The sequence below is a fragment of the Labrenzia sp. R5_0 genome (assembly GCF_017743835.1).
In the GTDB taxonomy this organism is placed as follows: domain Bacteria; phylum Pseudomonadota; class Alphaproteobacteria; order Rhizobiales; family Stappiaceae; genus Roseibium; species Roseibium algicola.
This window is the reverse complement of record NZ_JAGHRK010000001.1, coordinates 1232021-1257860: the sequence shown is the minus strand read 5'-3', so window position 1 is coordinate 1257860 and position 25840 is coordinate 1232021. Positions and strand designations below refer to the sequence as shown.

The window sequence follows — 25840 nt, the reverse complement described above, 5'->3', positions numbered from 1 at the left end:
CCCGTTGGTTTTTCTGGTTGGAGCGGTTGGGCAGTGGAAAGAGAAGGTGCCTTATCCCGTAGATTGTGATTTTCCTGTCAAATCATGGGGTTTCAACAGCTTTTCGGCAAGGGCGACAAAAATTAATGTATATTTACCATTCTTATTCATGCGCCATTCACCACATTCCGTGTTATTCGGTCTCAGGCTGATTATCGTCATTTTTGCAGGGACATGTACCGGCACCGTTATGAAAACGCTTGAACGTTACATCATCCGCCGGACTGTTTACGCTTTCACCCTCACGATTGCAGCGATGACGGGTGTGGTTTGGGCAACCCAGGCCTTGCGCCAACTCGACCTGGTGACCTCAAAGGGTCAGACCATTGTCCAGTTCATTGGCATAACCATGCTTGCCCTGCCCTTCCTGATCGTCATCGTGGCTCCGTTCGCCCTGATGATCGCGCTGATACTGGTTCTAAACTCCTTGTCGGGCGACAGTGAGCTGATCGTGATCGATGCCAGTGGCGGCTCCAGGTTCCTTGTCTTGAAACCGGTCATGCTCTTTGCCTTCGTGGTCATGTTGCTGACCGCGAGCATGTCACTTTATGTGGCTCCGACAGGACTGGCTCAGCTGCGCACAGAGATTACCCGAGTGCGCGCAGACCTTGTAGCCAACATCGTCAAGCCGGGCCGCTTCATCACCGTCGAGGACGGATTGACGTTCCATATCCGCAACCGTTCAGGCAAGGGCACTCTTGACGGTCTTTTAATGCACGACACCCGCGACCCGGAGACGGCCTTTACCTATCAAGCAGACACCGGGCTGATCGTCGAAGCTGCCGATCGCACGCTTCTTGTCATGCAGAACGGAACAATTCAGAGACGTCCAAAACAGCAGGGCGATATTTCAATCGTTCGCTTCCAGTCCTATGCATTCGATTTGTCGAACCTTATTCCTGAAGCTGGCGAGCCGGTGTTCAAAGCCAGCGAGCGGACCACCCTTAACCTGATGTCACCAGGCAGGAACGACGAATATGCGCTGAAGAATCCGGACAAGTTGGCGCAGGAGCTCCACGAACGCTTCAGCCAGCCGCTTTACTGCCTTTCCTTCGGCCTGATCGTGTTCGCGTTTCTCGGCAAGGCCAGAACGACACGCCAGGGGCGCGGGTTCGCCGTGCTCGGGGCAATCTGTTCCTGTGTCCTGTTGAGGACCACGGGCTTCGGCGTAACCGCCATTTCCGGTGGTTCCACCGCGCTTCTCAGCCTGCTTTACATTGTTCCCGTTGCGGGCGCGGTGTTCGCCCTCGTCTCCATCTTCCGCGAACAAGGCGGGTCGCAGCCACGCTGGCTGGTCGATCTGCAACATTCTGTTCAGGACAGGATTGATGCACTGAGTGATCGCTTGAACGGTCGCAAGCCGGGAGGCGTCGCATGATCCTTGGACGGACCCTGTCGCTGTATTTTTCAGGGCGTTTCCTGAAGGCTATCCTCGGTCTCTTCCTGTTTGCCGCCGTCCTGATCTATCTGTTCGACGTCCTGGAACTGGTTAGACGCGGTGGTGACCGCGAAGGATTTTCCGTCCTGCGCGTTGCCATGATCTCGGCCTTGCGGGTGCCTCTGCTGCTGGAACAGGTTATTCCCTTCACCGTCCTGTTCGGTGCAATTGCTGCCTTCGTGACGCTGAGCCGAGGCCTGGAACTGGTCGTGGCACGGGCTTCCGGCATCTCGGTCTGGCAGTTTTCTCTTCCCGCCATCCTTGTCGGGATCGTTCTCGGTATCCTGTCCATCACTGTCTACAATCCTGCGGCTGTCTGGTTTCAGCAGAAATCGGACGAGGCAGCTGCCGGTTTGTTCGGCTCGGAACAAAGTTTCCTTCTGCAGTCCTCGAACGACGTCTGGGTTCGGCAGGACGGCCTGGACGGAGAATCGGTGTTGCTTGCCAAGCAATTGCTGGAAGGCGGCACGCTGCTGCAGGGCGTCACCATTTTCACGTTCGACAAGGACGGTACCTTCCGCGAGCGGATCGAAGCTGACGAAGCACGGCTCGGAGACCAGATCTGGTACCTGGACAATGCCATCGTCTACACGACCGAACAGGATCCACAGCCTTACGGGCAATATCAGATCAGCACATTCCTGACTGCGACTGAAGTTCGTGAAAGCATCGGATCCCCCGAATCGATTTCGTTCTGGAATTTGCCTCGTTTCATCGAACTGGCCAGAAACGCTGGGTTACCTGCCTATCGCTACAATTTGCAGTATCAGACTCTCCTCGCCCGCCCGCTTCTTTTGGTCGCTATGATTTTGATCGCAGCGGCGGTTTCCCTTAAAGTTTCGAGGTTTGGCGGTTTGGGAAGTATGATTCTGGGTGGAATCCTTTCCGGGTTCGTGCTTTACGTTCTAACCGAACTTGCCAAGGACTTCGGGGGTGCGGGTATTGTCCCTCCCTTGGTGGCGGCCTGGGCGCCGGGAATATTTGGAGTACTCATGGGTTTGACAATTCTCTTGAATCAGGAAGACGGGTAAAGCGATGACTTTTCCGGTTTTTCTGACAACAGAGACTTGGGCCAAAAAAGGCAGACTGTTGGCTGCGGCGAGCTTGTGCGCCATTGCAGCAACCCTTTGCCATGGGTACGGATCACCAGCCGCGGCACAGGACCTGACAGCAGGTCTGGCCGGTCAAGTCGATCCCGATGCCGAACTCCTGCTTGAATCAAGTGAGATCACCTACGATTTCGACCGCGATCTCATCGTCGCGACCGGAGATGTTCAGGTCTATTACGACGGCAGCACCGTGCAGGCGCATCAAGTTGTCTTCGACCGCAAGAGCCAGCAGCTGAAGGCGTCGGGCAATGTGATCTTCATCGAATCCAACGGCAATGTCGTGCGCACGGAAGAAATGGTCCTGTCCGAGGACTTTTCAGAAGGCTTCGCACGTGCCCTTCAGATCGACACGACACGGCGCACACGCTTCCTGGCCGAGCAAGCCCGGCGCGAAGGCAACAACATCACGACCATCGATAACGGCGTCTATACGGTCTACACCAAACCGACCAACCCGCCGGACAAGCCGCCGCTCTGGCGCGTGCGGGCCGAGAAGATCATCCACAATCAGCAGGAAAAGATCATCCGGTTCGAGAACGCAGCGTTCGAGGTCTACGGTCAGCCGATTGCCTACCTGCCCTATCTGTCGATGCCGGATCCGTCCGTCACCCGAAAGTCCGGTTTCCTGATGCCCAGCGGCATTGTGTCCGACAAACTCGGGTATGGCGTAAGCGTTCCCTATTACTGGGCGCTCAGCCCCTATTACGATGTGACGACCATTCTGACTCCGCTCACCAAGCAGGGCGTGTTCGGCGATGTCGAATATCGTCATCGGTTTGCCGCTGGCGAAGTGAGTGTTTCTGCGGCTGGCCTGTTTCAGGCACAGCCGAGCAATTTCACGACGGACCGCGCTGACGATCGCTGGCGCGGTGCGGTCAATTCGACCGCCTCTTTCAGCATTGCGCGCGACTGGACCCTCGGCTGGAACCTGACCTACAAGAGTGACCGTCAGTTCTTCAAGGACTACTCGTTCACCAGTTTTGGCGACAACGGCGAGACCTCCACGATCTATCTGGAAGGCAAGACCGACCGTAACGCGCTGTCTGTCAAAGCCTATGCGTATCAGATCTCCCAGGAGGACTATACGGACAGCCAGTTCAACGCCAATGGCTTCTCTCCGGTCGGCAGCTCCCTGCAGGACAAGCAGCCGCTCGTTCTGCCCGTGATCGACTATGACTATGTGTTCGCGGATCCGATCCTCGCCGGTGAGTTGGCACTGACTGCCAACTTCACCTCGCTGACACGCGATGAAACGGATGCTTTCTCCATTGATGGCGGCACAACCGCGAAATTCCGTGGTATCGACGGCACCTTCTCGCGCGTGTCCGTGAAGGGGAACTGGCGCCGCACATTCATCGATCCGCTTGGACAGTCGTTCACGCCGTTTGCCTATATGCGCGGTGACCTGTTCTTTCTGGCCTCACCTGATTCTGACGTGACCGCTCTCACCGGCGAAAGTTTCGTGGGCCGTGCAATGCCCGCAATCGGCCTGGAATACCGGTATCCGTTCATTGCAACCTTCAACGGCGGCAACCAGATCCTGGAGCCTGTCGCCCAGGTTGTGGCCCGTCCGAACGAGCAGCGGATAGGCGAACTGCCGAACGACGACGCGCAAAGCATCGTCTTTGATACGACGACCCTGTTCGACTACGACAAGTTCTCGGGCTTTGACCGCGCCGAAGGCGGCACACGTCTTAACGTCGGTCTGAACTACAAGCTGCAACTGGATAGCGGCTACTATGTCAGCGGCCTGTTCGGTCGGTCCTATCAGCTTGCCGGCGACAACTCTTATGCCATTCCGGACATACTCGGTGCGACGCAGGATTCCGGTCTGGAAACTTCCTTGTCCGATTACGTCGGCAGCCTCTATCTGGACACGCAATACGGTGTGAAGGTCGGCGCCCAGGCCCGGCTCGACAAGGAAGATTTCACCGTTAACCGGATACAGGCACAGGCCAGCGGTATCTACGGCCCGGTCGTGTCTTCCCTTGCCTATGCGTTCCTGAACGCGCAGCCGGATGTCGGGATCGATGATCCGCGAGAGGAACTGCTAGGCTCCGCGAGCCTTCGCCTTGAGGAAAACTGGCGCATTTTCGGCTCCATGCGATACGATCTGCAAAACAGCAACATCGTGCAGGACGGTCTCGGGATCGGTTATGACGACGAAGGTTTTTCGCTGTCCGTCACCTATGCTGAAGACCGCAGCCGCAACGATGGCGATGACGTCAACCGGACGCTTTATTTCCGCATCGGGTTGAGGACCATCGGCACGACACAGGTTTCAAGCGGCGCTCTCAACTAGGCCATCTGACTGACCGTAGGTCATCATGCCGCCATGAAAAAAGGCATGATGCGTGGAACCTTTGAAATTTCGGGCATGATATGCGAAACATCATGTCATAAAACAACGAACTTCGGTTTGGCCTCAAGCCAGCATGGATGGTTATTCAATGCGACTTCGTATCGTTCCGGTATTCTTTGGACTAGCTTTGATCCTGGCAGCGCCGCTGGCAACGCCTTCCCATGCAGCGATCAAAATCATTGTCAACGATGTGCCGATTACCGACTACGACATCAGCCAACGCGCCCGGCTGATTACAATGACCCAGCGCAAGTCCGCATCCATCGCCAAAAAGCAGGCGGAAGAGGAACTGGTCGACGACCAGGTCAAACTTGCCGAAGCCGAACGTGTCGGCGTTGACGTCAGCCAGTCGGAAGTCGACAACGCTTTCAACAACATTGCCCGCAATGTGAAGATGTCTCCGGCCCAGCTTTCCAAGGCGCTTCGCAGTGGCGGTGTTCAGCCCGATACCTTGAAGGAACGCCTCAAGGCGCAGCTTGCCTGGAACCAGGTGTTGCGGTCCCGTTTCAGTGGCCGGATCGAAGTGGATGAATCCGACGTGATCGCGGCCCTGAAGAAGACCGACGAGGAAGACCGTCAGAAGTCAGTGGAATATGACCTCAAAAGGGTCATTGTCGTGGTACCGAAGAACTCCTCCGGTGGTTTCAAGTCCAAGCGCAAGAACGAGAGCAACCAGATCCGGGCTGCTTTCAACGGCTGCGATGAATCCGGCGCCATTCTCGGCAAATACAGTGAAGTGGTTGTGCAGCCTATCGGACGCCGGCTCGAAACCGAGCTTCCGGAAAACATGCGCGCCGAAATCGAAAAAATGACACCGGGCAAGTTGACGAAACCTTCCACCACGCCCGTCGGTTACGAAATGATCGCGGTTTGCGGAAAACGCGAAATCGCGTCGGACATAGCCGTTCGCACGGAACTTGAAAACGAGCTGCGACAGAAGGAAGGCGAAAGCCAGTCCCGTCGGTATCTCCTGGAAATCCGCCGTCGTTCCACCATCATTTATCGCTGATCCTACATGCGCTCCAACCAGAAGCCGATCGCCGTCAGTATGGGAGAACCTGCCGGGATCGGCCCGGACCTGGCTCTGATTGCATGGGCTAATCGCAAAGCTCTCGGATTGCCGCCATTCTACATTCGCGGTGACGAAGCCCTGCTGCACGAACGTGCACAGAAAATGGGTCTGAACGCGCGGCTCAGGCTGGTAGCGCAGGACGAAGCCGTAGCGACTTTCACCAAAGCTTTGCCCGTTGTACAGACCGGGCCGGCCCTACCTGACCAGCCGGGTGTGGAAGCACCTGAAACGGCAGCTTCCGTTGTTGCTGCTATTGAAGGGTGTGTCGACGATATAAAGTCCGGCCATGCCTGCGCCCTCGTGACCAGTCCGATCAACAAGGCTGCGCTTTATCGAACCGGCTTCGCCTTCCCCGGGCATACGGAATATCTGGGCTCCCTTGCAGAGATGCACTGGCCCGGAGAACCGGCAAAACCCGTGATGATGATTGCCGGACCGGAGTTGATGGTGGTTCCGGTCACCATTCACATTCCAATTCGCGATGTTCCGACATCTCTCACGACTGAACTTATCGTTGGGACTGCGGAAATTACCGCACGCGACCTCAAGACCAGGTTTGGCTACACGTCGCCACGATTGGCGATTTGCGGGCTGAACCCTCATGCGGGTGAAAACGGCTCGATGGGAACAGAAGACCGCGACATTATAGAGCCAGCCATTTCTCGCCTGCGAGCGATGGGTATCGAGGCGACAGGTCCGCATCCAGCCGACACTCTGTTTCACCCGCCTGCACGGCAGCATTATGACTGCGTGCTTGGCATGTATCACGACCAGGTGTTGATACCGGCGAAGACCATCGGTTTCGATGAGAGTGTCAATGTCACGCTGGGCCTGCCTTTCGTGCGCACCTCTCCCGACCATGGCACGGCATACAACCTGGCTGGAACCGGCACCGCCCGGGTCGACAGTTTCGCTGCGTCCTTGCGCATGGCGGATGTGCTTGCCAACCCCGAGCGGTTCTAGGGCGATAGCGATCAATGGCTCAGATAGACGACCTGCCCCCGTTGCGCGACGTCATCGCCGCTCATGGTCTCAATGCGAAAAAGTCGCTGGGACAGAACTTCCTTCTCGATCTCAATCTCACCTCTCGCATCGCCCGATCTGCGGGCAGTCTTGAAGATTGCACCGTTCTGGAAGTCGGCCCTGGTCCCGGTGGGCTGACCCGTGCCCTGCTGGCCGCAGGAGCGAAGCGGGTGATCGCGATTGAAAAGGACAGCCGCTGCCTGCCGGCTCTTGCCGAAATCTCGGCACACTATCCGGGGCGCCTGGAAGTCATCGAAGGCGATGCCCTTGAAATCGATCCGGTGGCCCTGACTGGAGGAGACAAGGTCCGCATTGCCGCGAACCTGCCTTACAACGTTGGCACCCAGCTGCTTATCAATTGGATCACGACACCGCAGTGGCCGCCATTCTGGTCGTCGCTGACGCTGATGTTCCAGAAGGAAGTCGGTGAGCGGATCAGCGCGCCCCCCGCGTCCAAGGCCTATGGCAGGCTTGCAGTTCTGGCAGGCTGGCGCTGCAAGGGCGGGATCCTGTTCGACATCAGCCCAAAGGCGTTCACGCCGCCCCCGAAAGTGACGTCGGCTGTGGTTCATCTGACGCCAAATCCTTCGCCCCTGCCCTGCGACCTGAAAGCCCTTGAAAAGATTACCGCTGCGGCCTTTGGCCAGAGACGCAAGATGCTGCGTGCCAGCCTCAAGTCACTGACACCGGACGCAGAAGACTTGGTCACAAGGGCCGGGTTGAAGCCGACGGCCCGTGCCGAAGAAATCGACATCGCAGGGTTCGTTGAACTTGCCAACACGTTCAGGGCCGCTCAGGCAGTTTGACGACTGGCAGGATGCTGGAAAGTTCCGGTTTACGGCACTTGCCCGCCTGAACGGCTTTCAGGTTGTCCGGGTTATCCAACCCGAGATCCCGCATCATCCAATCCGGCATTTGGTTTCTTCGGTCAGCCTTGTCCGGACCGGTGTACCAAACGTTTCGTTTTCTTGAAAACAGGACCCTTAAAAAGCTGACCATTGTCTCATCTCCCGTTGATGACGGGCAGAAGATGTCAGAACCTTTTTAGAATGTAATTGAATGATGCTGCATGATATCATTCAAAAATGAATGAAATCGATTTTGACTGGGATGCCGTACGCGTCTTTCTTGCTGTTGCCGAGAATCAGAGCCTCAGCAAAGCCGCCCAGGTTCTTTGCCTGTCCCAACCAACCGTCGGCCGCCATATTGCGCGGTTAGAAGAACAGTTGGACGTACAATTGTTCGATCGACGCCAGACCGGCTACGAACTGACGGGTGGTGGCCGACGTTTGATCAAGATTGCCAGATCCATGGCACGCGGAGCGGCGGACTTCAGGCGCGCGGTTGATCTGGAAAAGGTCGGCTCAAAAGAGCAGGTCTGCAGGATCACGCTCGGTGAATGGGGGCAGCATTATCTGACACGGCACGTCGACCAGATAACCGATGGTCTTGACGGTGTCCGGATAGAATTTTTCGCGGACGATGCCTTCTGGGATCTCAGCCGGAACTCCGCCGACATCGCCATCGGGAACAGACAGCCCAAACATCCGCACCTGATTGTCCAGAAACTGGGTGAGATCCAGTTTCACGTCTACGCCTCAAAGGACTACTGCCGAAAGCGGCCGGACGCTGTTGACCCCTCGACCTGGCAGGAACAGATCTGGGCGGGATATTGCGGCAGCCGGGCGCGGCTCAAGTCCTCGCAGTTGCTCAACGCCATTCTGCTGGGCAAGACATGCCGCTACGCCGTCAACAATTCCGTATCGCTCTGCAATATTCTGAACGCCGGGCACGCCATGGGCGTTCTACCAGACTGGATCGCGGAAACGGAGGGTCTGACACGCCTGACCGCTTCCCCACTCGATCAGGGAGAGTCATGGATGAGCTTTCACGAAAGACTGCGTTTCCACCCGATGCTGTCGGAGGTCAAGGATCGCGTCGCCAAGCTCTTTCGGCAAAGGTTTTCAGAAACAGCCTCTCGAGCAGAGCAAAGGGATACAGCTCATGTCGCAGGTGCAGGTTCTTCGTCTTCCTAGCTTCTATTGACGCTGAATGGCCAGTCCAAACAGCGCTTGAGACGTCAGGATTTTTCGGCCAGCTCGTTTTCCAGATCATCGACCATGCCCTGAATGAGCGGACCGATTTTCGGCGAGCGGAACTGCTTCAATCTTTCTGCTTTCAGGATTGCACGAACGTTTTCGTAAGCGCGTTCCAGATCGTCATTCACCACAACATAATCGTATTTCGACCAGTGGCGCATTTCACCAACTGCAGTCTTCATCCGCTTGAGGATAACAGTGTCCTCATCTTCAGCACGCCGCTTCAGCCGTGATTTCATTTCCGCGATGGACGGCGGCAGAATGAAGATGGAAACGACATCGTCACGCATCTTTTCATAGAGCTGGAAGGTTCCCTGAATATCGATGTCGAACAGGATGTCCTTGCCATTTTCAATAGCATTTTCGACCGGTCCACGCGGTGTGGCGTAGTAGTTGCCATGCACCTCGGCCCACTCCAGCAGCTCATCGTGCTCGCGCATCTGCTCGAACCTGCCGGCATCAATGAAGTGGTAGTGCACGCCGTCAACTTCGCTGGACCTGCGTGGCCGCGTGGTCACGGAGATCGACAGGGCAAGATTGTCTTCGTTCTGCAGCAGGAGGCGCGCGATCGTCGACTTTCCGGCTCCGGACGGTGACGACAGCACCAGCATCAGGCCACGGCGCTGCTGCTCGGCCTGTTCCGCACTGACAGTGGTTCCCGTTGAGGTACCGGCAGGTGCGTCGGTCATGTGGCTCACTCCAGATTCTGTATCTGCTCACGCATTTGATCGATAACGGACTTCAGGTCCAGCCCAATGGCTGTCAGGTCCACGTCGTTGGACTTTGAACACAAAGTGTTGGCTTCCCGGTTAAATTCCTGAGCCAGGAAATCCAGGCGCCTTCCGATTGCTCCACCGGTGTCCATCAATTCACGCACGGCTGCCACATGGGCATGCAGGCGATCCAGCTCCTCACGGATGTCAGCCTTGGTTGCCAGGAAGACAGCTTCCTGATGCACGCGCTGCGGATCCAGTTGACCGTCCGAGGCATCCATCAGCTCTGCGAGCTGTCGCTTCAGCCGTGCCTTTATGGCATCCGGTTTGCGCGCAGGCAGATCCTCGGCGGCCTGGGTCAGTTCGGCGATCCTGTCGATCTGATCTCGGATCACCCTGCCAATTGCCTGCCCCTCGCTGTGGCGCATGTCGACAAGGTCAATCAGCGCAGCATCGAGGGTCGTCAGAAGAGTGTTGTGAAGCGCTGCCTGAACCGCTTCGTCTTCTTCGGGCTCCTTGAGCTCAAAGACGCCTTTTTGCGCCAGAATGGCGTCAAGCGACGGCGGAGCAAGATCAGGTACCCGGTTCTTGAGGAGATCGATTGTCGCAAGGAGAGCTTCAAGAGCCGATTCATTGACCTGGAGCTGCTGTTCGGACTGGTCTCTCTGCATGGAGAGCCCGACGGAAACATTTCCGCGCCGAAGAAGCTTGCCGCAACGCTCGCGGATCTTCGGTTCGAGCGTCTCCAAACCCGTCGGTATGCGGATACGAAGGTCAAGGGACTTGCCGTTGACAGATCTCAGTTCCCAAGTCCAGCGAACCGGTCCGGATTCTCCAAGGGCCCGTGCAAAGCCCGTCATGCTGGCAAGTGCCATGTGCCCCCCTTTGCGAATGTGCCGCCACCGGCCCGCCGCAAAGGCGGGCTCCGGTCAATTGGATGTGGCTGGCTGCGTTTCCTGGTTCTGCTCCGCCTGACGACGGTCTCTTTCCACCTGACGCCACTTGCGGACGTTTGCCTGGTGCTGCTCGTAGGTCTCGGCAAAGATGTGGCCACCGGTTCCGTCGGCCACGAAATAGAGATCCTGCGTGCGGGAAGGATTGGCGACCGCTTCCATGGCTGCGCGGCCCGGATTACCGATCGGTCCTGGCGGCAAGCCGTCGATCTGGTAGGTGTTGTATTTGTTGTCCGCCTTCAGCTCGGATTGCTTGATTGCCGAGCGGTCCTTGAGCCACGCTTCACCGCCATAAAGACCGTAAAGGATCGTAGGGTCGGACTGCAGGCGCATGTTCTTGTTGAGACGGTTCACGAAAACACCGGCGACACGCGGTCGCTCGTCTGCCAGGGCTGTTTCCTTTTCCACGATCGACGCGAGAATAACCAGGTCTTCCGGCGTTTCGACCGGCAGGCCTTCCGTCCGGCGACCCCAGATTTCGCTCAGCAGCTTGGACTGCGCCGCTTTCATCTGGTTGAGAACTTCCTGGCGCGAGGCGCCACGTGCAAAGGTATAGGTTTCGGGAAGCAGTGCACCTTCTTCCGGAACTTCGGTAATCTCGCCTACAAGCACTGGGTGCTCGCGCACGCGCTCGATGATCTGGGCGGTGGTCCAGCCTTCCGGGATCGTTACCGAATGGGTGACGGCATTGCCCTCCACCAGATCGGTCATGATCTCCTGCATCGAGACGCCGGGCGCAAAAGCGTATTCACCGGCTTTCAGTTTGGTGGCGTTCTTGTAGAAGCGGATGCCCAGGTTGAAGATCCACTCGTCCAGCAGATTGTCGCTGATGACGCCCTGCCCTGAAAGCCTGTCGGTAATACCGGAAAGCCCGGCACCTGAAGAAATCACCACGGTGGCGTCCTTCTGCAGCGGGCCTTTTTCCTCGAATTTCTGTTTGCCGAAATAAAGCGCGCCCCCGAACGCGGCAAGTCCGAACACGGTCAATGTGATGACCATGTTGATCAGAATGACGAAGGGGTTGCGTACGTGCCTGGAGCGTTGCGGAGGCGCAGGCGCCGGTTCCGGCTGCAAGGCTTCACGCGGGCTTTTGGGCTTAATGCGCATATTGGGTCGCACCTCCAAGATTGAGCCCCCAAATCCCTGACTTAGGCTCAAACGGACCAGTTGTCACAATCAAAGTTTCAGGCCGGCCCGAGAGAATCGGACCGGCCTGAAGAACTTGAATGGGTTATGCGGCAACTTTGCGGAAGACAAGCGAGGCATTTGTGCCGCCGAAGCCGAACGAGTTCGAAAGGGCGACATTGATATCCAGCTTCTTCGGCTTGTGCGGCACCAAGTCGATAACCGTCTCGACAGACGGATTATCGAGGTTGATCGTCGGCGGAGCCATACCGTCACGCATGGCCAGAACCGAGAAAATGGCCTCGACCGCACCAGCAGCACCGAGAAGGTGACCGATGGAGGACTTGGTCGATGACATTGTCAGATCGGCGGCATGTTCTCCCGCAAGCCGGGTGACAGCACCAAGTTCGATCTCGTCGCCAAGCGGCGTCGAGGTTCCATGAGCATTCACATAGTCGATGTCGGCCGGCGTGACCTGGGCGCGCTTCAGCGCAGCTTCCATGCAACGGTAGGCACCATCGCCATCGGAGGACGGAGCGGTGATGTGATAAGCATCGCCGGACAAGCCGTAACCGATGATCTCACCGTAGATCTTTGCGCCGCGGCGAACTGCATGCTCGTATTCTTCGAGCACGACGACACCGGCACCTTCGCCCATCACAAAGCCGTCGCGGGCGACGTCGTAAGGGCGGGAACCTTTTTCGGGAGTGTCGTTGAAAGCCGTGGAAAGCGCACGGCAGGCAGCAAAGCCCGCGAGTGCAAGACGGCAGACCGGAGATTCCGTACCGCCGGCAACCATGACATCCGCATCACCGAAGGCAATCAACCGCGATGCATCGCCAATGGCGTGCGCGCCGGTCGAACACGCGGTCACGACAGCGTGGTTCGGGCCCTTCAGGCTGTGACGGATCGAGACATACCCGCCGGCAAGGTTGATCAGACGGCCGGGAATGAAAAACGGAGAAATGCGGCGCGGGCCTTTTTCGGCCAGCAGATTGGCGCCCTGCTCGATGCCCTGAAGACCACCGATGCCGGAGCCGATCAAAACGCCAGAGCGCACCTGTTGTTCGTAAGTCTCGGCCTTGTAGCCGGAATCGGCCATTGCCTGATCGGCAGCCGCCATCGCGTAGACGATGAAATCATCGACCTTGCGTTGTTCCTTGACGTCCATCCAGTCATCCGGATTGAACGCGCCTTCAACGGACGAGTCACGCGGGATCTGACATGCGATCTGGCAGGCCAGATCGTCAACTTTGAAATTCGTGACCTTGTTGGCCCCGCTCTGTCCTTCAAGGATCTTTTTCCAAGTGACATCGACACCACAGCCAAGCGGCGTCACCATGCCCAACCCAGTTACGACAACTCGCCTCATACACCCGCACTTACGTTGGAAGGGCCAGGCGGGGTTTCGCCCCGCCGGCCCGATCTTCAAACATTCACAAGAAGGGAGTTACCCTTACTTGTTGGCTTCCAGGAATTTGACAGCATCGCCAACGGTCAGGATGGTTTCTGCTGCGGTGTCCGGGATTTCTACGCCGAATTCTTCTTCGAACGCCATGACCAGCTCGACCGTGTCAAGGCTGTCTGCGCCCAGGTCGTCGATGAAGCTTGCACCTTCAACAACTTTGTCAGCATCTACGCCGAGGTGCTCAACGACGATTTTCTTTACCCGATCCGCGATATCGCTCATCTTTCACTTCCTTAGTTTTCATCTATTCGTCACTCGCGAAACTGCCCCCATCCGGTTTGCAAACAAGCGGTGGCGCGAACTCGCGGTCTTTAAGATGTCGCCGCACACCAGGCCAGTTTATTTGGCCAACTGTGCAATTCGAAACAATCGGCGGGTTGGTAACACACTTTGTTGACCTTTACCAGCCGATCCAGACCGCTTGTGAGCGGCCCGGATTCTTTTTGCCTGCTCGGCAAAAATTCCTTTTAAATCATAGCCATGCCGCCATTAACGTGCAGGGTCTGCCCGGTCACGTAAGCGGCTTCATCGCTGGCCAGGTAGACGGCGGCTGCGGCAATCTCTGCGGAAGTGCCCAAACGCCCTGCAGGCACGCTCGTCAAAATCGATTCTTTTTGCTTGTCGTTCAGCGCGTCGGTCATTGCCGTTTCGATGAAACCGGGCGCAATCGTATTGACCGTGATGTTGCGGCTGGCGACTTCCCGGGCAAGCGACTTGTACATGCCGATCATGCCGGCCTTGGCCGCCGCATAGTTGACCTGACCGGGGTTTCCGGTGACGCCGACGACGGACGTGATGCCGACGATGCGGCCGGACCGACGCTTCATCATGCCCTTGATTGCGGCGCGGCACAGACGGAAGCCGGACGACAGGTTCACTTCCAGAACCTGGTCCCACTCTTCATCCTTCATGCGCATGAAGATGTTGTCGCGCGTGATCCCGGCATTGTTCACCAGGATGTCGACAGAGCCCATTTTCTCTTCAGCCGCCGGCAACAAGGCATCAACAGCCGCACGGTCGGACAGATTGGCCGGCGTCACATAGGCGCGTTCGCCGAGATCAGCAGCAAGCGCTTCCAGTTTTTCAGCCCGCGTGCCGGACAAGGAGACGGTTGCGCCCTGTGCATGGAGCGACCGGGCGATTGCTTCGCCGATCCCACCGGTGGCACCGGTGACAAGCGCGTTTTTCCCTTCCAAGCTGAACATTCGGGATCCTTCCATTGTTCCTGTTTGGGTCCGCGGCGGACCAAATCGTCGCCTCGGCCGTTATAAGCCTTATCCGGAGATCTTTTCCATAAGGGCGTCGATGTCTTCCGGAGAATTGACCGCCATGCCGGTGGCTTCCTTGGCGATCCGCTTGACCATGCCGGTCAGCACCTTGCCTGCCCCAACCTCGACAAAGGTGTCGACACCGTTGTCGGCAAGCCAGGTGATGCTTTCGCGCCAACGCACGGTACCGGTCACCTGCTGAACAAGACGATCGCGAATTTCATTTGCGTCAGTGATCGGGCGCGCAAGCACGTTTGCGACCAGCGGCACGACAGGAGAGCGAATTTCGGCATTCGCCAGAGCTTCGGCCATCTTGTCGGCAGCCGGGCCCATCAGGGAACAATGGAACGGTGCGCTGACCGGCAGCATCACCGCACGGCGCGCGCCCCTGGCCTTGGCAATCTCGACGGCGCGCTCGACGGCGGCCAGATGCCCGGAAACAACCACCTGCCCCGGCGCGTTGTCGTTCGCGGCCTGGCAGACTTCGCCCTGTGCGGCAGCCTCGGCCACTTCCGCGGCAACATCAAACTCCAGCCCGAGCAACGCAGCCATTGCGCCCTGACCGGCCGGAACCGCATCCTGCATGGCATCTCCGCGCACGCGCAGGAGCTTTGCAGCGGTCGCAATATCCAGGCTGCCGGCAGCAGCCAGCGCGGAATATTCACCAAGAGAATGTCCTGCGACAAAGGAAACACTGCCGGCAAGATCGAGGCCGCGGGCTTCCAGAACGCGCATGGTCGCAAGGCTGACCGCCATAAGTGCAGGCTGAGCATTTGCTGTCAGCGTCAGCGTTTCTTCCGGACCAGTCCACATGACATCGGACAGCTTCTGGCCAAGCGCCTCGTCGACTTCGTCGAAAACGGCTTTTGCTTCCGGGAACGCATCGGCAAGGGCTTTACCCATTCCAACGCCCTGACTGCCCTGGCCGGGAAATGTGAATGCAATGGTCATCTGGAAACGCCTCCGTGACTCGTGAGCGGACCTTAGTTGTTCTTATAGCGAAAGGTCGACGGCTTATTAGAAAGCGGAGAAGACAGCCCGTGCAGGCTGAAATCGAACTTGGCGCGAGGCTATGATACGGTCTTGACCAAACTGTCAAGGCCCACAGGGCAATCATTTCCGCTTTTCGGGCGGTTTTGCCGGTTTTCCTTTGTCCTGATTATCCCTGAAATGCCCGGCAACCCAATGGGCGTTGTCTTGCGCGCGAAACCGGTCCTCCCCTTACCTGCTTCGGGAACTCGATATATATAGACAGTCAGGCAATCTTCCAAATCGGCAGCATTCGTATCGTCTTCCGATTTTCGATCCTTTCGGGCGTATGCTGCTTGCAATTTCCGCAAAACAGAGTATAGAGCGCGCTTCATCCGGGGTTTGGCCGGGGGCTGAACGGAAGGGCATGACGCCAGGATCCTTGATCGGATCCGACTTCCCGTGTTCCCGCTCTCGTTAGAATTCTCGTGCCTTTCCGGGGCTACGAGGAGGCTCTGCGCCGATCCCGCGTTGTCAACACGAAGAAAGGCTATTTCCATGCCTCTTTACGAGCACGTATTCCTGGCTCGCCAGGACGTTTCGGCCCAGCAGGTCGAACAACTCGTCGAACAGTACAAGGGCCTCATCGAAGGCGCTGGCGGTACTATCGGCAAGGTGGAAAACTGGGGTCTGCGTTCCCTCGCATACCGCATCAAGAAGAACCGCAAGGCTCACTACACCCTCATGAACATCAACGCTCCGCACGCCGCGGTTGCCGAGATGGAACGTCAGATGGGTCTGAGCGAAGACGTTCTGCGTTTCATGACCTTCAAGGTCGATGAACTCGACGAAGAGCCGTCTGCAATGATGCAGAAGCGCGACCGTGACGACCGCCGTGGTGGCGATCGTGGTGGCCGCTTTGGTGGTGGCGATCGCGGCGGTGACCGCGGTGGACGCGGTGGCGACCGCGGTGAGCGCGCTCCGCGCCGCGCAGAAGGGGAGTAAGATTGATGGTTGATATTGCACAGCTCCCGAGCCGCCGTCCGTTCTTCCGTCGCCGGAAGACCTGCCCGTTCTCCGGCACCAACGCGCCGAAGATCGATTACAAGGACATCCGTCTGCTGCAGCGCTACATTTCCGAGCGCGGCAAGATTGTTCCGAGCCGCATCACCGCGGTTTCCGCGAAGAAGCAGCGTGAACTGGCCCGTGCGATCAAGCGCGCCCGCCTGCTCGGCCTGCTGCCGTTCGTGATCAGCTAAGCGTTTCTCGAAAATCTTGAGACGTTTCTTTCGGGGCTTCCCGGAAGACCCGAATTGGGGCCGCGGGCAAACGGCCTCTAACCATCCTCAACGGGTGGGACAGTAGGAGAAATGACATGCAAGTTATCCTTCTTGAGCGCATCGCCAAGCTCGGCCAGATGGGCGACACCGTTCGCGTACGCGACGGCTATGCCCGTAACTTCCTGCTGCCGCAGGGCAAGGCACTGCGCGCCAACAAGTCGAACCTCGAGCGTTTTGAGCGTGAGCGCGTTCAGCTCGAAGCTCGTAACCTTGAGCGCAAGAACGAAGCTGAAGGCGTTGCCTCCAAGCTCGACGGCGAATCCCTGGTGATGATCCGTTCCGCTGGTGAAACCGGCCAGCTCTACGGTTCCGTTTCCACGCGCGATATTGCTGACGGCCTGACCAATGCCGGCTTCTCCGTTTCCCGCAGCCAGGTTGAACTGCGCAACCCGATCAAGACGATCGGTCTGCACAGCGTTCTGATCCAGCTGCACCCGGAAGTCGAAGTCGCCATCAGCGTCAACGTTGCCCGTTCTGAAGACGAAGCTGTCCGTCAGGCTGCCGGCGAAGATCTCTCCACGCCGGAAATGGACGTCTTCGAATTCGAAGAAGACGAAGAAGCAGAAGACACCGAAGAAGGTGCAGAAGCTTCCGAAGAAGCAGCGGAAGAAGAAGCCTAAGCACTTCGCTTCCCTTGTGGACTTTAGAAAACGGCGCTGGCTTCAGCGCCGTTTTTTTGTTTGCCGGCAACTTTTTGAAATGATGGCAAGCCACGCCTAATCCTAGCTTTTCAGTTTCCGGTTTAAGGCCTTGAAACTGCTCGAAAATTCATTAACCAGCTATTAATCTTCTCAAAAATATCATAAATTTCAATAACTAAGAGGTAGGCCCTTGAGTCTTCAATCGAGTTCAGAGTCAAGCTGGATTCGATTCTTTCCCCGCTGATTTGTCCAAGCCGGTGGGAATCGAAATCAGCCATTTTTGAACCTTGAGCCCTCCCCCGTCACAGAGTATTCCCAATGAACTTGGGTCAACGGGGGTCGTTATGAAGGGCACGCTACAGAAGGTCGAAACGGAAGAAGACATCCAGCGCTTGGCACCACACAATGCCGAGGCGGAACGTCAGCTTCTGGGAGCGATTCTCGTTAACAACGAGACGTTCTACCGGGTCTCAGACTTTCTGGAACCACATCATTTTTTCGTGCCTGCTCACCAGGATATCTACGAGAAGATCAGCCATCTGATCCGCGCCGGCAAAACCGCGTCGCCGATCACGCTGAAGACCTTCTATCCCGCCAACGCGAAGATTGCGGATCTGTCCGCGACCCAGTTTCTTCTGCGCCTGGCCGGTGATGCCGCCTCGATCATCAACGCCGAAGACTACGGCCGGACCATCTACGACCTGGCGATCCGTCGCAATCTGATCCGCATCGGCGAGGACATGGTCAATATCGCCTTCGACGCCCCGATCGATGTGCCCCCCTCCCAGCAGATCGATGATGCCGAGCGCCGCCTGTTCGAACTTGCAGAAACCGGCCGCAGCGAAGGCGGGTTCGTCGCGTTTGGCGACGCCCTGACCGAAACCATCGAGATGGCGCACGCCGCCTATAACCGCGAAGGTGCCCTTTCCGGTATTTCCACAGGCCTGCGCGAACTGGACCGTTTGATGGGTGGTCTGCAGCATTCGGACTTGATCGTGCTTGCCGGTCGTCCCGCGATGGGCAAGACCTCCCTGGCAACCAACATCGCCTACAACATCGCCCAGTCCTACAAGTCCGAAGAACAGCCCGACGGCTCGATCAAGACCGTGAACGGCGGCGTTGTCGGCTTCTTCTCTCTGGAAATGTCGGCCGAACAGCTGGCCACCCGTATCATTTCCGAACAGGCGGAAATCTCGTCCTCGAAAATTCGCCGCGGCGATATCACCGAAGCGGAATTCGAGAAGCTGGCCGCCTGTGCCCAGACCATGCAGGCCGTCCCGCTTCATGTGGACCAGACCGGTGGTATTTCCATCGCCTCGCTGGTTGCCAAGGCGCGGCGTCTTAAGCGTCAGCGCGGTCTCGACCTGCTTGTGGTCGACTATATCCAGCTCTTGTCGGGCTCGAACAAGAACTCCGGCAACCGCGTTCAGGAAATCACCGAAATCACAACGGGTCTGAAGGCGCTTGCGAAGGAACTTCACGTCCCGATCATCGCGCTGTCACAGCTCTCCCGTCAGGTGGAATCGCGTGACGACAAACGACCGATGATGTCGGATCTGCGTGAATCAGGCTCCATCGAGCAGGACGCCGACGTGATCCTGTTCGTGTTCCGTGAAGAATATTACCTGTCCAAGACCGAGCCGGAATTCGGAACTGTCGAACACGAAAACTGGCAACGGGATATGGAGCGGCTCAAAGGCAAGGCAGAAGTCATCATCGCCAAGCAGCGTCACGGCCCGACCGGTACGGCGAACCTGCACTTCGAAGGCCAGTACACCCGCTTCTCCGATCTTGCCGAAGAAGATCACCTGCCCGAACGCTACGAATAACAGACGTCTTCGCGATTTTGGACGGTCCTTGAGACAAGGTGCCCCGATAGCCGCCTGATGCCGCATTCAAGCTCTCGTCTGCGGCTCACTTGCGGCATTTGGCAATGGACACGCCGTCGCTCACGATTAAGCCACTGTTAAAACTCCTCACTTACTTTAAGTAGAAAGAATTTCGCCTAAAATCTTTTCCAGGTGACCGCATCTTGTATTCGTCGGCACAAAAACTCCTCGAAGAAGCTCGCATCTTTCCGCGTAAAAGATGCAAGTGGTCCGGCCTTTTGAAGCAGGACGCGACCCATCGCCCCTGCGTGGTCGAAGACATCAGCGTCGGTGGTTGCCGCGTTGCGACCAACACCAAGGGGCTTGAACGGCATCAGCGTATCACCATCGAAATCGAAAGCCGGAAATTGCGGTTTTACGGTGAAATTCGGTGGGTGCGCTCCGGCGAAGCCGGCGTCGAATTCCTCTATATGGATTGAGCTTCCGCTCTTCAGCGCACTTCCCGGGGGGAGCGCTGCAGTGCGCTTCACTTGGTCACGCTTTTGGCGGTTTGGCCGTTGGTGCAAATACGCCCCGATGCGCTAAGCTCACTCTCGAATTTCAGACATTGATTCTGACTGGAGAGATATCCGGACCGTGCCTGCGACGATTGAACAAGCTTTCCCATCCAATCTTTACGGCGGACGACTGACGATCGATCTTGATGCGATCGTGTCGAACTGGTCCTTGCTGAAAGGCAAGGTAAGCGACAGCACCGATTGCGCTGCCGTTCTGAAGGCCGATGCCTATGGAACCGGACAGGACAAAACCGCTGCAGCCCTCTACCAGGCGGGATGCAGGACGTTTTTCGTCGCGGTGCCGACCGAGGCCCTGACGTTACGTGCAAGTCTTCCGGACGCCGTCATCTACGTGCTCGACGGGCTGTTTCCGGGAACGGCCGACCACTTTCTGACCCATGACATCCGTCCCGTCCTCGGCAGTCTGGAAGAACTTCTGGAATGGGGGGAAGTCTGCAAGGCGTCGGGCAAGAACAATGCCGCCGCTGTCCATGTCGATACCGGCATCCACCGTTTGGGCCTGTCTCCGGCTGAACTCACCCGCGCTCTGGGTGACAACGCCGTTCTGGGGCCGTTCCAGCCATCACTGGTGATGAGCCATCTTGCCTGTGGCTCGACACCCGACCACGACATGAACCGGCGGCAACTCAAGCTGTTTACAGAGACAACCGCCCCCTTCCCTCACATTCCGCGGTCGCTGGCAAATTCAGCCGGGGTGCTGCTTGGCCCGGACTACCACTTCGACCTTGTCCGTCCCGGGATCGCGCTTTACGGCGGGCAGGCCATCGAAACCGAGCCCAACCCGATGAAACCGGTCGCCAAGGTGGAAGCACGCATCATGATCGTGCGCGACGTTCCACAGGGCGATACGATCGGCTATGGCGCGAAACAAACCGCAAAGCGCCCTTTGCGCAATGCCGTCGTGGCCGCCGGTTATGCCGATGGCATGATCCGCCGTGCCGGCTCCACGGACGACCGCCCGGGCGGCTTCGGGCTGATCGGCGGTTACAAGGCGCCGATCCTCGGCCGGATTTCAATGGACATGATCACTCTCGACGTGACGGATGTGCCTGAACACCTGCTTCAGCGCGGCGCGTTTGTGGAAATGCTGGGGCCAGGTGTTGCAGCTTCCGATCTTGCCGCTTATGCGGAAACCATCGACTACGAATATCTGACAAGCCTCGGACGTCGGTTTGAGCGCGTCTATGCGCCCCTGACCTGACCGGAGCCGAGAGCGAAAGGCAATTTGCATGGCACGGCGCTCCACATCCTTCGTCTGCCAGTCCTGCGGCGCGGTTACCGCCAAGTGGGTTGGCCGTTGTGAAAGCTGCGGTGAATGGAACACCATCGTGGAGGAGCAGACCGGCGGCGGCGTCGGTGGTGGGCCCGGCAGGGCTTCCCGCAGCAAGGGCCGTGTCATTCCCCTTGTCGGCCTTTCCGGCGATGCCAAGGAAGCCCCGCGCATCCAGACGAAGGTGCCTGAACTTGACCGGGTGACCGGCGGCGGCTTCGTACGAGGGTCTGCCCTGCTGGTCGGCGGCGACCCCGGCATCGGCAAATCGACATTGCTGATCCAGGCGGCTGCGCAACTGGCAAACCTCGGGCACAAGACCGTCTATATTTCGGGCGAAGAAGCCATTGGACAGGTTCGGCTCCGGGCCGAAAGGCTGGGGCTCGCCCAGGCCCCCGTGGCACTGGCTGCGGAAACAAGCGTTGAAGACATTCTGGCGACGCTGGAATCCGACACGGCGCCGGCCCTACTCATCCTCGACTCCATTCAGACGCTCTGGACAGACCAGGTGGAATCTCCTCCCGGCACCGTGACGCAGGTGCGTGCGTCCGCCCAGGCGATGGTGCGTTATGCCAAGAAGAACGGCACCACTCTTGTTCTTGTCGGCCATGTGACCAAGGACGGACAGATTGCCGGTCCGCGCGTGGTCGAGCACATGGTCGACGCGGTGCTCTATTTCGAGGGCGACGGCGCTCATCAGTATCGTATCCTGCGCTCGGTCAAGAACCGCTTCGGCGCGACGGATGAAATCGGCGTTTTCGAAATGACGGGAAAGGGGCTGCAGGAAGTCCCCAATCCTTCTGCCCTGTTCTTGGGAGACAGAAACACGTCCGCGCCCGGTGCAGCCGTTTTCGCCGGTCTGGAAGGCTCAAGACCTCTCCTGATCGAGATCCAGGCGCTGGTGGCGCAGTCTTCGCTGGGAACACCGCGCAGGGCCGTCATTGGCTGGGACAGCGCGCGGCTTTCCATGATCCTGGCCGTGCTTGAGGCACGGTGCGGCGTCCGCTTTTCACAACATGATGTCTATCTGAACGTCGCCGGTGGTCTCAAGATCAACGAGCCTGGAGCCGATCTTGCCGTGGCAGCAGCGTTAATCTCCTCACTCAGCGGACTTGCCCTTCCGGCCAATTGCGTCTATTTCGGCGAAGTCAGCCTGTCGGGGGCCATCAGGCCGGTCGCCCAAGCCCCTTCCAGACTGAAAGAAGCCGAGAAACTCGGCTTCGATCAGGCTTACTGTCCGGAGGGCAATCTCAAGGACGGCACCGTGTCTTCGTTCAGGACGACAGGCGTGCCGGAACTTGGGGACTTTGTTGCCAAACTTTCGGCGGAGGCTAGTGCTACGGGGCAGACCTGACGCAAGATGGTGACGGGTTTGGGCAAAAAGTTTAAGCTCTTGAAAGAGCGCCAGACAGAGGATTTTTCAGGAACATGCCGATAACGCTGCTGGACGGACTGCTCTTGGTCATCATGTTCATCTCGGCGGTCCTTGCGATGATCCGCGGATTTGTCAGGGAAGTTCTTTCCATCGTTTCCTGGGTGGCTGCGGCAGCTGCGGCATTCCTGCTGTACGAACGGGTTCTTCCTTACACAAAGCAGTATATCAACCATGACCTGGTTGCCATGGGCGTATCTGCCGCGGCAGTCTTTCTGGTCACGCTGCTTGTTGTCAGCTATATCACCATGCGGATTTCCGATTTCGTGCTCGACAGCCGGATCGGCGCCCTCGACCGGACCCTCGGGTTCGTGTTCGGAGCTGTGCGCGGTCTGCTGCTGGTCGTCGTCGCGATGATGTTCTTCAACTGGTTCGTCCAGCCGGAACAGCAGCCGAACTGGGTCAAGACAGCCAAGTCGCGGCCGATCCTGCTGTCTATCGGTGAACGGCTGGTGGCTGTGCTGCCAGAAGACCCGGAAAAGGCGATCCTGGACAAGATCCGGCAGAACAACCAGGCCGGAGGGGGAGCAACCCCGACTGATGAACCGGCCTACAGCGATTCAGAACGTCAGGGACTTGAACAGCTGACGACGGATAGTAACTAACAGGCCTTGGGCATAAACCAGGGACACTAACCGAGACTGGGGCAGTAACGGGCACCGCTTGAGGTGCAGCGTTGAATGAGGCATCCCGCGCCCAAATATGTGCGGGACGATGTACCATTTGCAAAGCGGCCAATGTTTCGTCCACCTGCGTGACGATGACAGACTTTTGACCGCAAGACCCGGCCGGTCCTCCCACCGGCCAGAACGAAGGAGTGTTCGCCATGGCTGGCGGAACCGACGTGCACGAACCGTTCGACATCAATGCAGATACCTTGCGCGAAGAATGCGGTGTTTTCGGCATTCTGGGTCATGAGGATGCCAGCGCGCTGACCGCGCTCGGGCTTCATGCGCTCCAGCACCGCGGGCAGGAAGCAGCGGGGATCGTCACCGTTGACAACGAGCAGTTCCGTGCGGAACGCCATCTAGGCCTTGTGGGCGATCATTTCTCCGACGCCGACACCATCGAGCGGCTGAGCGGAAAGGCCGCTGTCGGCCACGTTCGGTACTCGACGACCGGTGAAACCATCCTGCGGAACGTGCAGCCGCTCTTTGCCGAGCTGGACGGTGGCGGCATTGCCGTTTGCCACAACGGCAACTTCACCAACGCCCTCACCCTGCGCCGCCAGTTGATCCGAGACGGAGCAATCTGCCAGTCGACCTCCGATTCAGAGGTGGTCCTGCAGCTCGTTGCCCGCTCGCGCAAGGGCAAGATCGTCGAACGTTTCATCGATGCGATCACCCAGATGGAAGGTGCCTATTCTCTGGTGGCGCTGACCTCGAAGAAACTGATCGGCGCACGCGACCCGCTCGGCATTCGCCCGCTGGTCCTGGGCGACCTGAACGGTGCTCCGATCCTGGCCTCGGAGACCTGCGCACTCGATATCATCGGGGCAAAGTTCATCCGCGAAGTGGAAAACGGCGAAGTTATCGTCTGCACGTCAACAGGGATTGAATCCTTCTTTCCGTTCGGCAAACGCCCGGCTCGTCCGTGTATCTTCGAATACATCTACTTCTCCCGCCCCGACAGCGTTGTCGGCGGTCGCAGCGTCTACGACGTTCGCCGGGAAATGGGGCGCCAGCTGGCCCGGGAATCCAACGTCGAAGCCGACGTGATCGTTCCGGTGCCGGACAGCGGTGTGCCGGCGGCCATCGGCTTCAGCCAGGAAAGCGGCGTGCCGTTCGAACTCGGCATCATCCGCAACCACTATGTCGGCCGCACATTCATCGAACCGACCCAGCAGATCCGTGCACTTGGCGTGAAGATGAAACACTCCGCCAACCGGGCTCAGATCGAAGGCAAGCGCGTCGTGCTTGTGGACGACAGCCTTGTGCGCGGAACAACATCGGTCAAGATCGTACAGATGATCCGCGAAGCGGGTGCGAAGGAAGTTCACTTCCGGCTCGCCAGCCCGCCGATCAAGTATTCCGACTACTACGGCATCGACACGCCGGTGCGTGAAAAACTGCTGGCTGCAAAATACGGTCTTGAGGAAATGCGCGCCTATATCGGTGCCGACAGCCTGGCCTTCCTGTCCGTCGATGGCATCTACAAGGCCATGGGCTACGATGGCCGCGACGATGCCAACCCGCAGTTCACGGATCATTGTTTCACCGGCGATTACCCGACACCGCTGACCGATCTTTCCGAGGATCAGGACTTCGTCAGCGCCCCTCGCCTGGTCGAGGTCGGCTAAAGCGCTCAAAACTCTTTGGACCGCTTCAATTTATGCCTTTCGGCGGTACCGCCGGAGGGCAAATTGATCTAAGAGATCACGCATGATCAAAGACTTTGAAGGCCGGGTCGCTCTCGTCACCGGCGCCTCCCGCGGAATTGGCTATCAGATCGCAAAGCAGCTCGGCGAACGTGGTGCGCATGTCATTGCGCTTGCACGGACCGTCGGCGGCCTGGAAGACCTCGATGACGAGATCCGCTCCGCAGGCGGGGAAACAACGCTCGTCCCGCTTGACCTGACCGACTTCGACGCGCTCGACCGGCTTGGCGCCGCGATCTACGAACGCTGGAAGAAGCTCGATATCTTCGTTGCCAATGCCGGCATCCTGGGTGTTCTGTCGCCGATCGGCCACATCAGCCCGAAGGACTTCGAGAAAGTGACGGCGGTGAATGTCGTTGCCAACTGGCGGCTGATCCGCTCTCTGGACCCGCTCCTGCGCCAGTCGGACGCGGGCCGTGCACTGTTCCTGTCTTCCGTTCATGCAAGCACCTGCACACCTTTCTGGGGTCTTCAGTCCATCAGCAAGGCTTCCGTGGAAGCCATGGCGCGGACCTGGGCGAATGAAAGCCTGAAGACGAACATGAAGATCAACCTGGCCGACCCGGGCCCTACCCGCACAGGGCTGCGTGCCAAGGCAATGCCAGGCGAGCTTGCCACCAATCTTCCGACGCCGGATGATGTTGCGGCAGATCTTCTGCCCTTGCTGATGCCGGACATTCTGGAAACCGGCCGCCTGTACGACCGCGTCAGCGGAGAATGGATTCAGCCCTAAGG

Annotated in this window: 24 protein-coding genes; 17 read left to right on the top strand and 7 right to left on the bottom strand. The window is 58.2% G+C overall.

Features of this window, described 5'->3' with window-relative positions; translation table 11 throughout:
• Positions 1-4: 4 nt before the first annotated feature.
• The 7 genes from lptF (at position 5) to J7447_RS05790 (ending at position 9079) form a co-directional block, all read left to right on the top strand.
• Entirely contained in the window at positions 5-1417 is a 1413-nt protein-coding gene (lptF, locus tag J7447_RS05820) for an LPS export ABC transporter permease LptF (RefSeq protein WP_209169046.1), read from the top strand.
• Positions 1414-2508: an LPS export ABC transporter permease LptG gene (lptG, locus tag J7447_RS05815; protein ID WP_023003977.1), complete on the top strand. Its 1095-nt coding sequence runs from the start codon at positions 1414-1416 to the stop codon at positions 2506-2508. Before lptF ends, lptG begins: the two co-directional genes overlap by 4 nt.
• Before the next feature lie 58 nt (positions 2509-2566).
• Positions 2567-4888 (top strand): LPS-assembly protein LptD, encoded by a 2322-nt coding sequence (locus J7447_RS05810; protein ID WP_035907990.1) that lies wholly within the window; start codon positions 2567-2569, stop codon positions 4886-4888.
• 148 nt (positions 4889-5036) lie between these two features.
• Complete coding sequence (locus tag J7447_RS05805; RefSeq protein ID WP_075281556.1) at positions 5037-5957, top strand: peptidylprolyl isomerase; 921 nt, start codon at positions 5037-5039, stop codon at positions 5955-5957.
• Between the two features lie 6 nt (positions 5958-5963).
• Positions 5964-6983 (top strand): 4-hydroxythreonine-4-phosphate dehydrogenase PdxA, encoded by a 1020-nt coding sequence (gene pdxA / locus J7447_RS05800; RefSeq protein ID WP_209169045.1) that lies wholly within the window; start codon positions 5964-5966, stop codon positions 6981-6983.
• A 14-nt stretch (positions 6984-6997) separates the two neighbouring features.
• Positions 6998-7849 (top strand): 16S rRNA (adenine(1518)-N(6)/adenine(1519)-N(6))-dimethyltransferase RsmA, encoded by an 852-nt coding sequence (rsmA, locus tag J7447_RS05795; protein WP_023003973.1) that lies wholly within the window; start codon positions 6998-7000, stop codon positions 7847-7849.
• 279 nt (positions 7850-8128) lie between these two features.
• Positions 8129-9079 carry a LysR family transcriptional regulator gene (locus J7447_RS05790; protein ID WP_209169044.1) on the top strand — a complete coding sequence of 317 codons (951 nt, stop codon included), beginning with the start codon at positions 8129-8131 and terminating at the stop codon, positions 9077-9079.
• 44 nt (positions 9080-9123) lie between these two features.
• Here J7447_RS05790 and gmk read toward each other — a convergent pair whose 3' ends face one another.
• From gmk to fabD, 7 genes are all read right to left on the bottom strand, one after another.
• A complete protein-coding gene (gene gmk, locus J7447_RS05785) occupies positions 9124-9831 on the bottom strand; it encodes a guanylate kinase (protein ID WP_023003971.1) in 708 nt (235 codons plus the stop codon).
• A 5-nt stretch (positions 9832-9836) separates the two neighbouring features.
• A complete protein-coding gene (locus tag J7447_RS05780; protein ID WP_209169043.1) occupies positions 9837-10730 on the bottom strand; it encodes a YicC/YloC family endoribonuclease in 894 nt (297 codons plus the stop codon).
• Positions 10731-10784: 54 nt separating this feature from the next.
• Positions 10785-11915, bottom strand: a complete 1131-nt coding sequence (gene mltG / locus J7447_RS05775; RefSeq protein WP_023003969.1) for an endolytic transglycosylase MltG — start codon at positions 11913-11915, stop codon at positions 10785-10787.
• A 124-nt stretch (positions 11916-12039) separates the two neighbouring features.
• On the bottom strand, positions 12040-13305 hold the full coding sequence (gene fabF, locus J7447_RS05770) for a beta-ketoacyl-ACP synthase II (RefSeq protein WP_031270725.1): 1266 nt from the start codon (positions 13303-13305) through the stop codon (positions 12040-12042).
• 84 nt (positions 13306-13389) lie between these two features.
• Positions 13390-13623: an acyl carrier protein gene (locus tag J7447_RS05765; RefSeq protein ID WP_006931822.1), complete on the bottom strand. Its 234-nt coding sequence runs from the start codon at positions 13621-13623 to the stop codon at positions 13390-13392.
• A 245-nt stretch (positions 13624-13868) separates the two neighbouring features.
• On the bottom strand, positions 13869-14606 hold the full coding sequence (gene fabG / locus J7447_RS05760) for a 3-oxoacyl-[acyl-carrier-protein] reductase (RefSeq protein ID WP_031270724.1): 738 nt from the start codon (positions 14604-14606) through the stop codon (positions 13869-13871).
• A gap of 69 nt (positions 14607-14675) precedes the next feature.
• Positions 14676-15620, bottom strand: a complete 945-nt coding sequence (gene fabD, locus J7447_RS05755; RefSeq protein WP_209169042.1) for an ACP S-malonyltransferase — start codon at positions 15618-15620, stop codon at positions 14676-14678.
• Between the two features lie 576 nt (positions 15621-16196).
• Here fabD and rpsF point away from each other — a divergent pair.
• The 10 genes from rpsF to J7447_RS05705 all read left to right on the top strand — a co-directional run bounded on the left by rpsF (position 16197) and on the right by J7447_RS05705 (position 25838).
• Entirely contained in the window at positions 16197-16643 is a 447-nt protein-coding gene (gene rpsF, locus J7447_RS05750) for a 30S ribosomal protein S6 (RefSeq protein ID WP_023003965.1), read from the top strand.
• 5 nt (positions 16644-16648) lie between these two features.
• Positions 16649-16897, top strand: a complete 249-nt coding sequence (rpsR, locus tag J7447_RS05745; protein ID WP_023003964.1) for a 30S ribosomal protein S18 — start codon at positions 16649-16651, stop codon at positions 16895-16897.
• Between the two features lie 116 nt (positions 16898-17013).
• A complete protein-coding gene (rplI, locus tag J7447_RS05740; RefSeq protein ID WP_023003963.1) occupies positions 17014-17598 on the top strand; it encodes a 50S ribosomal protein L9 in 585 nt (194 codons plus the stop codon).
• Positions 17599-17963: 365 nt separating this feature from the next.
• A complete protein-coding gene (locus J7447_RS05735) occupies positions 17964-19448 on the top strand; it encodes a replicative DNA helicase (RefSeq protein ID WP_023003962.1) in 1485 nt (494 codons plus the stop codon).
• 203 nt (positions 19449-19651) lie between these two features.
• Positions 19652-19927: a PilZ domain-containing protein gene (locus tag J7447_RS05730; protein WP_023003961.1), complete on the top strand. Its 276-nt coding sequence runs from the start codon at positions 19652-19654 to the stop codon at positions 19925-19927.
• 157 nt (positions 19928-20084) lie between these two features.
• On the top strand, positions 20085-21227 hold the full coding sequence (gene alr, locus J7447_RS05725) for an alanine racemase (RefSeq protein WP_353653744.1): 1143 nt from the start codon (positions 20085-20087) through the stop codon (positions 21225-21227).
• Between the two features lie 28 nt (positions 21228-21255).
• Complete coding sequence (radA, locus tag J7447_RS05720) at positions 21256-22650, top strand: DNA repair protein RadA (RefSeq protein ID WP_062489055.1); 1395 nt, start codon at positions 21256-21258, stop codon at positions 22648-22650.
• A 74-nt stretch (positions 22651-22724) separates the two neighbouring features.
• On the top strand, positions 22725-23333 hold the full coding sequence (locus J7447_RS05715; protein ID WP_023003958.1) for a CvpA family protein: 609 nt from the start codon (positions 22725-22727) through the stop codon (positions 23331-23333).
• Positions 23334-23554: 221 nt separating this feature from the next.
• Entirely contained in the window at positions 23555-25027 is a 1473-nt protein-coding gene (gene purF, locus J7447_RS05710) for an amidophosphoribosyltransferase (protein WP_023003957.1), read from the top strand.
• A gap of 82 nt (positions 25028-25109) precedes the next feature.
• Positions 25110-25838: an SDR family NAD(P)-dependent oxidoreductase gene (locus J7447_RS05705; protein ID WP_209169041.1), complete on the top strand. Its 729-nt coding sequence runs from the start codon at positions 25110-25112 to the stop codon at positions 25836-25838.
• Positions 25839-25840: the final 2 nt, after the last annotated feature.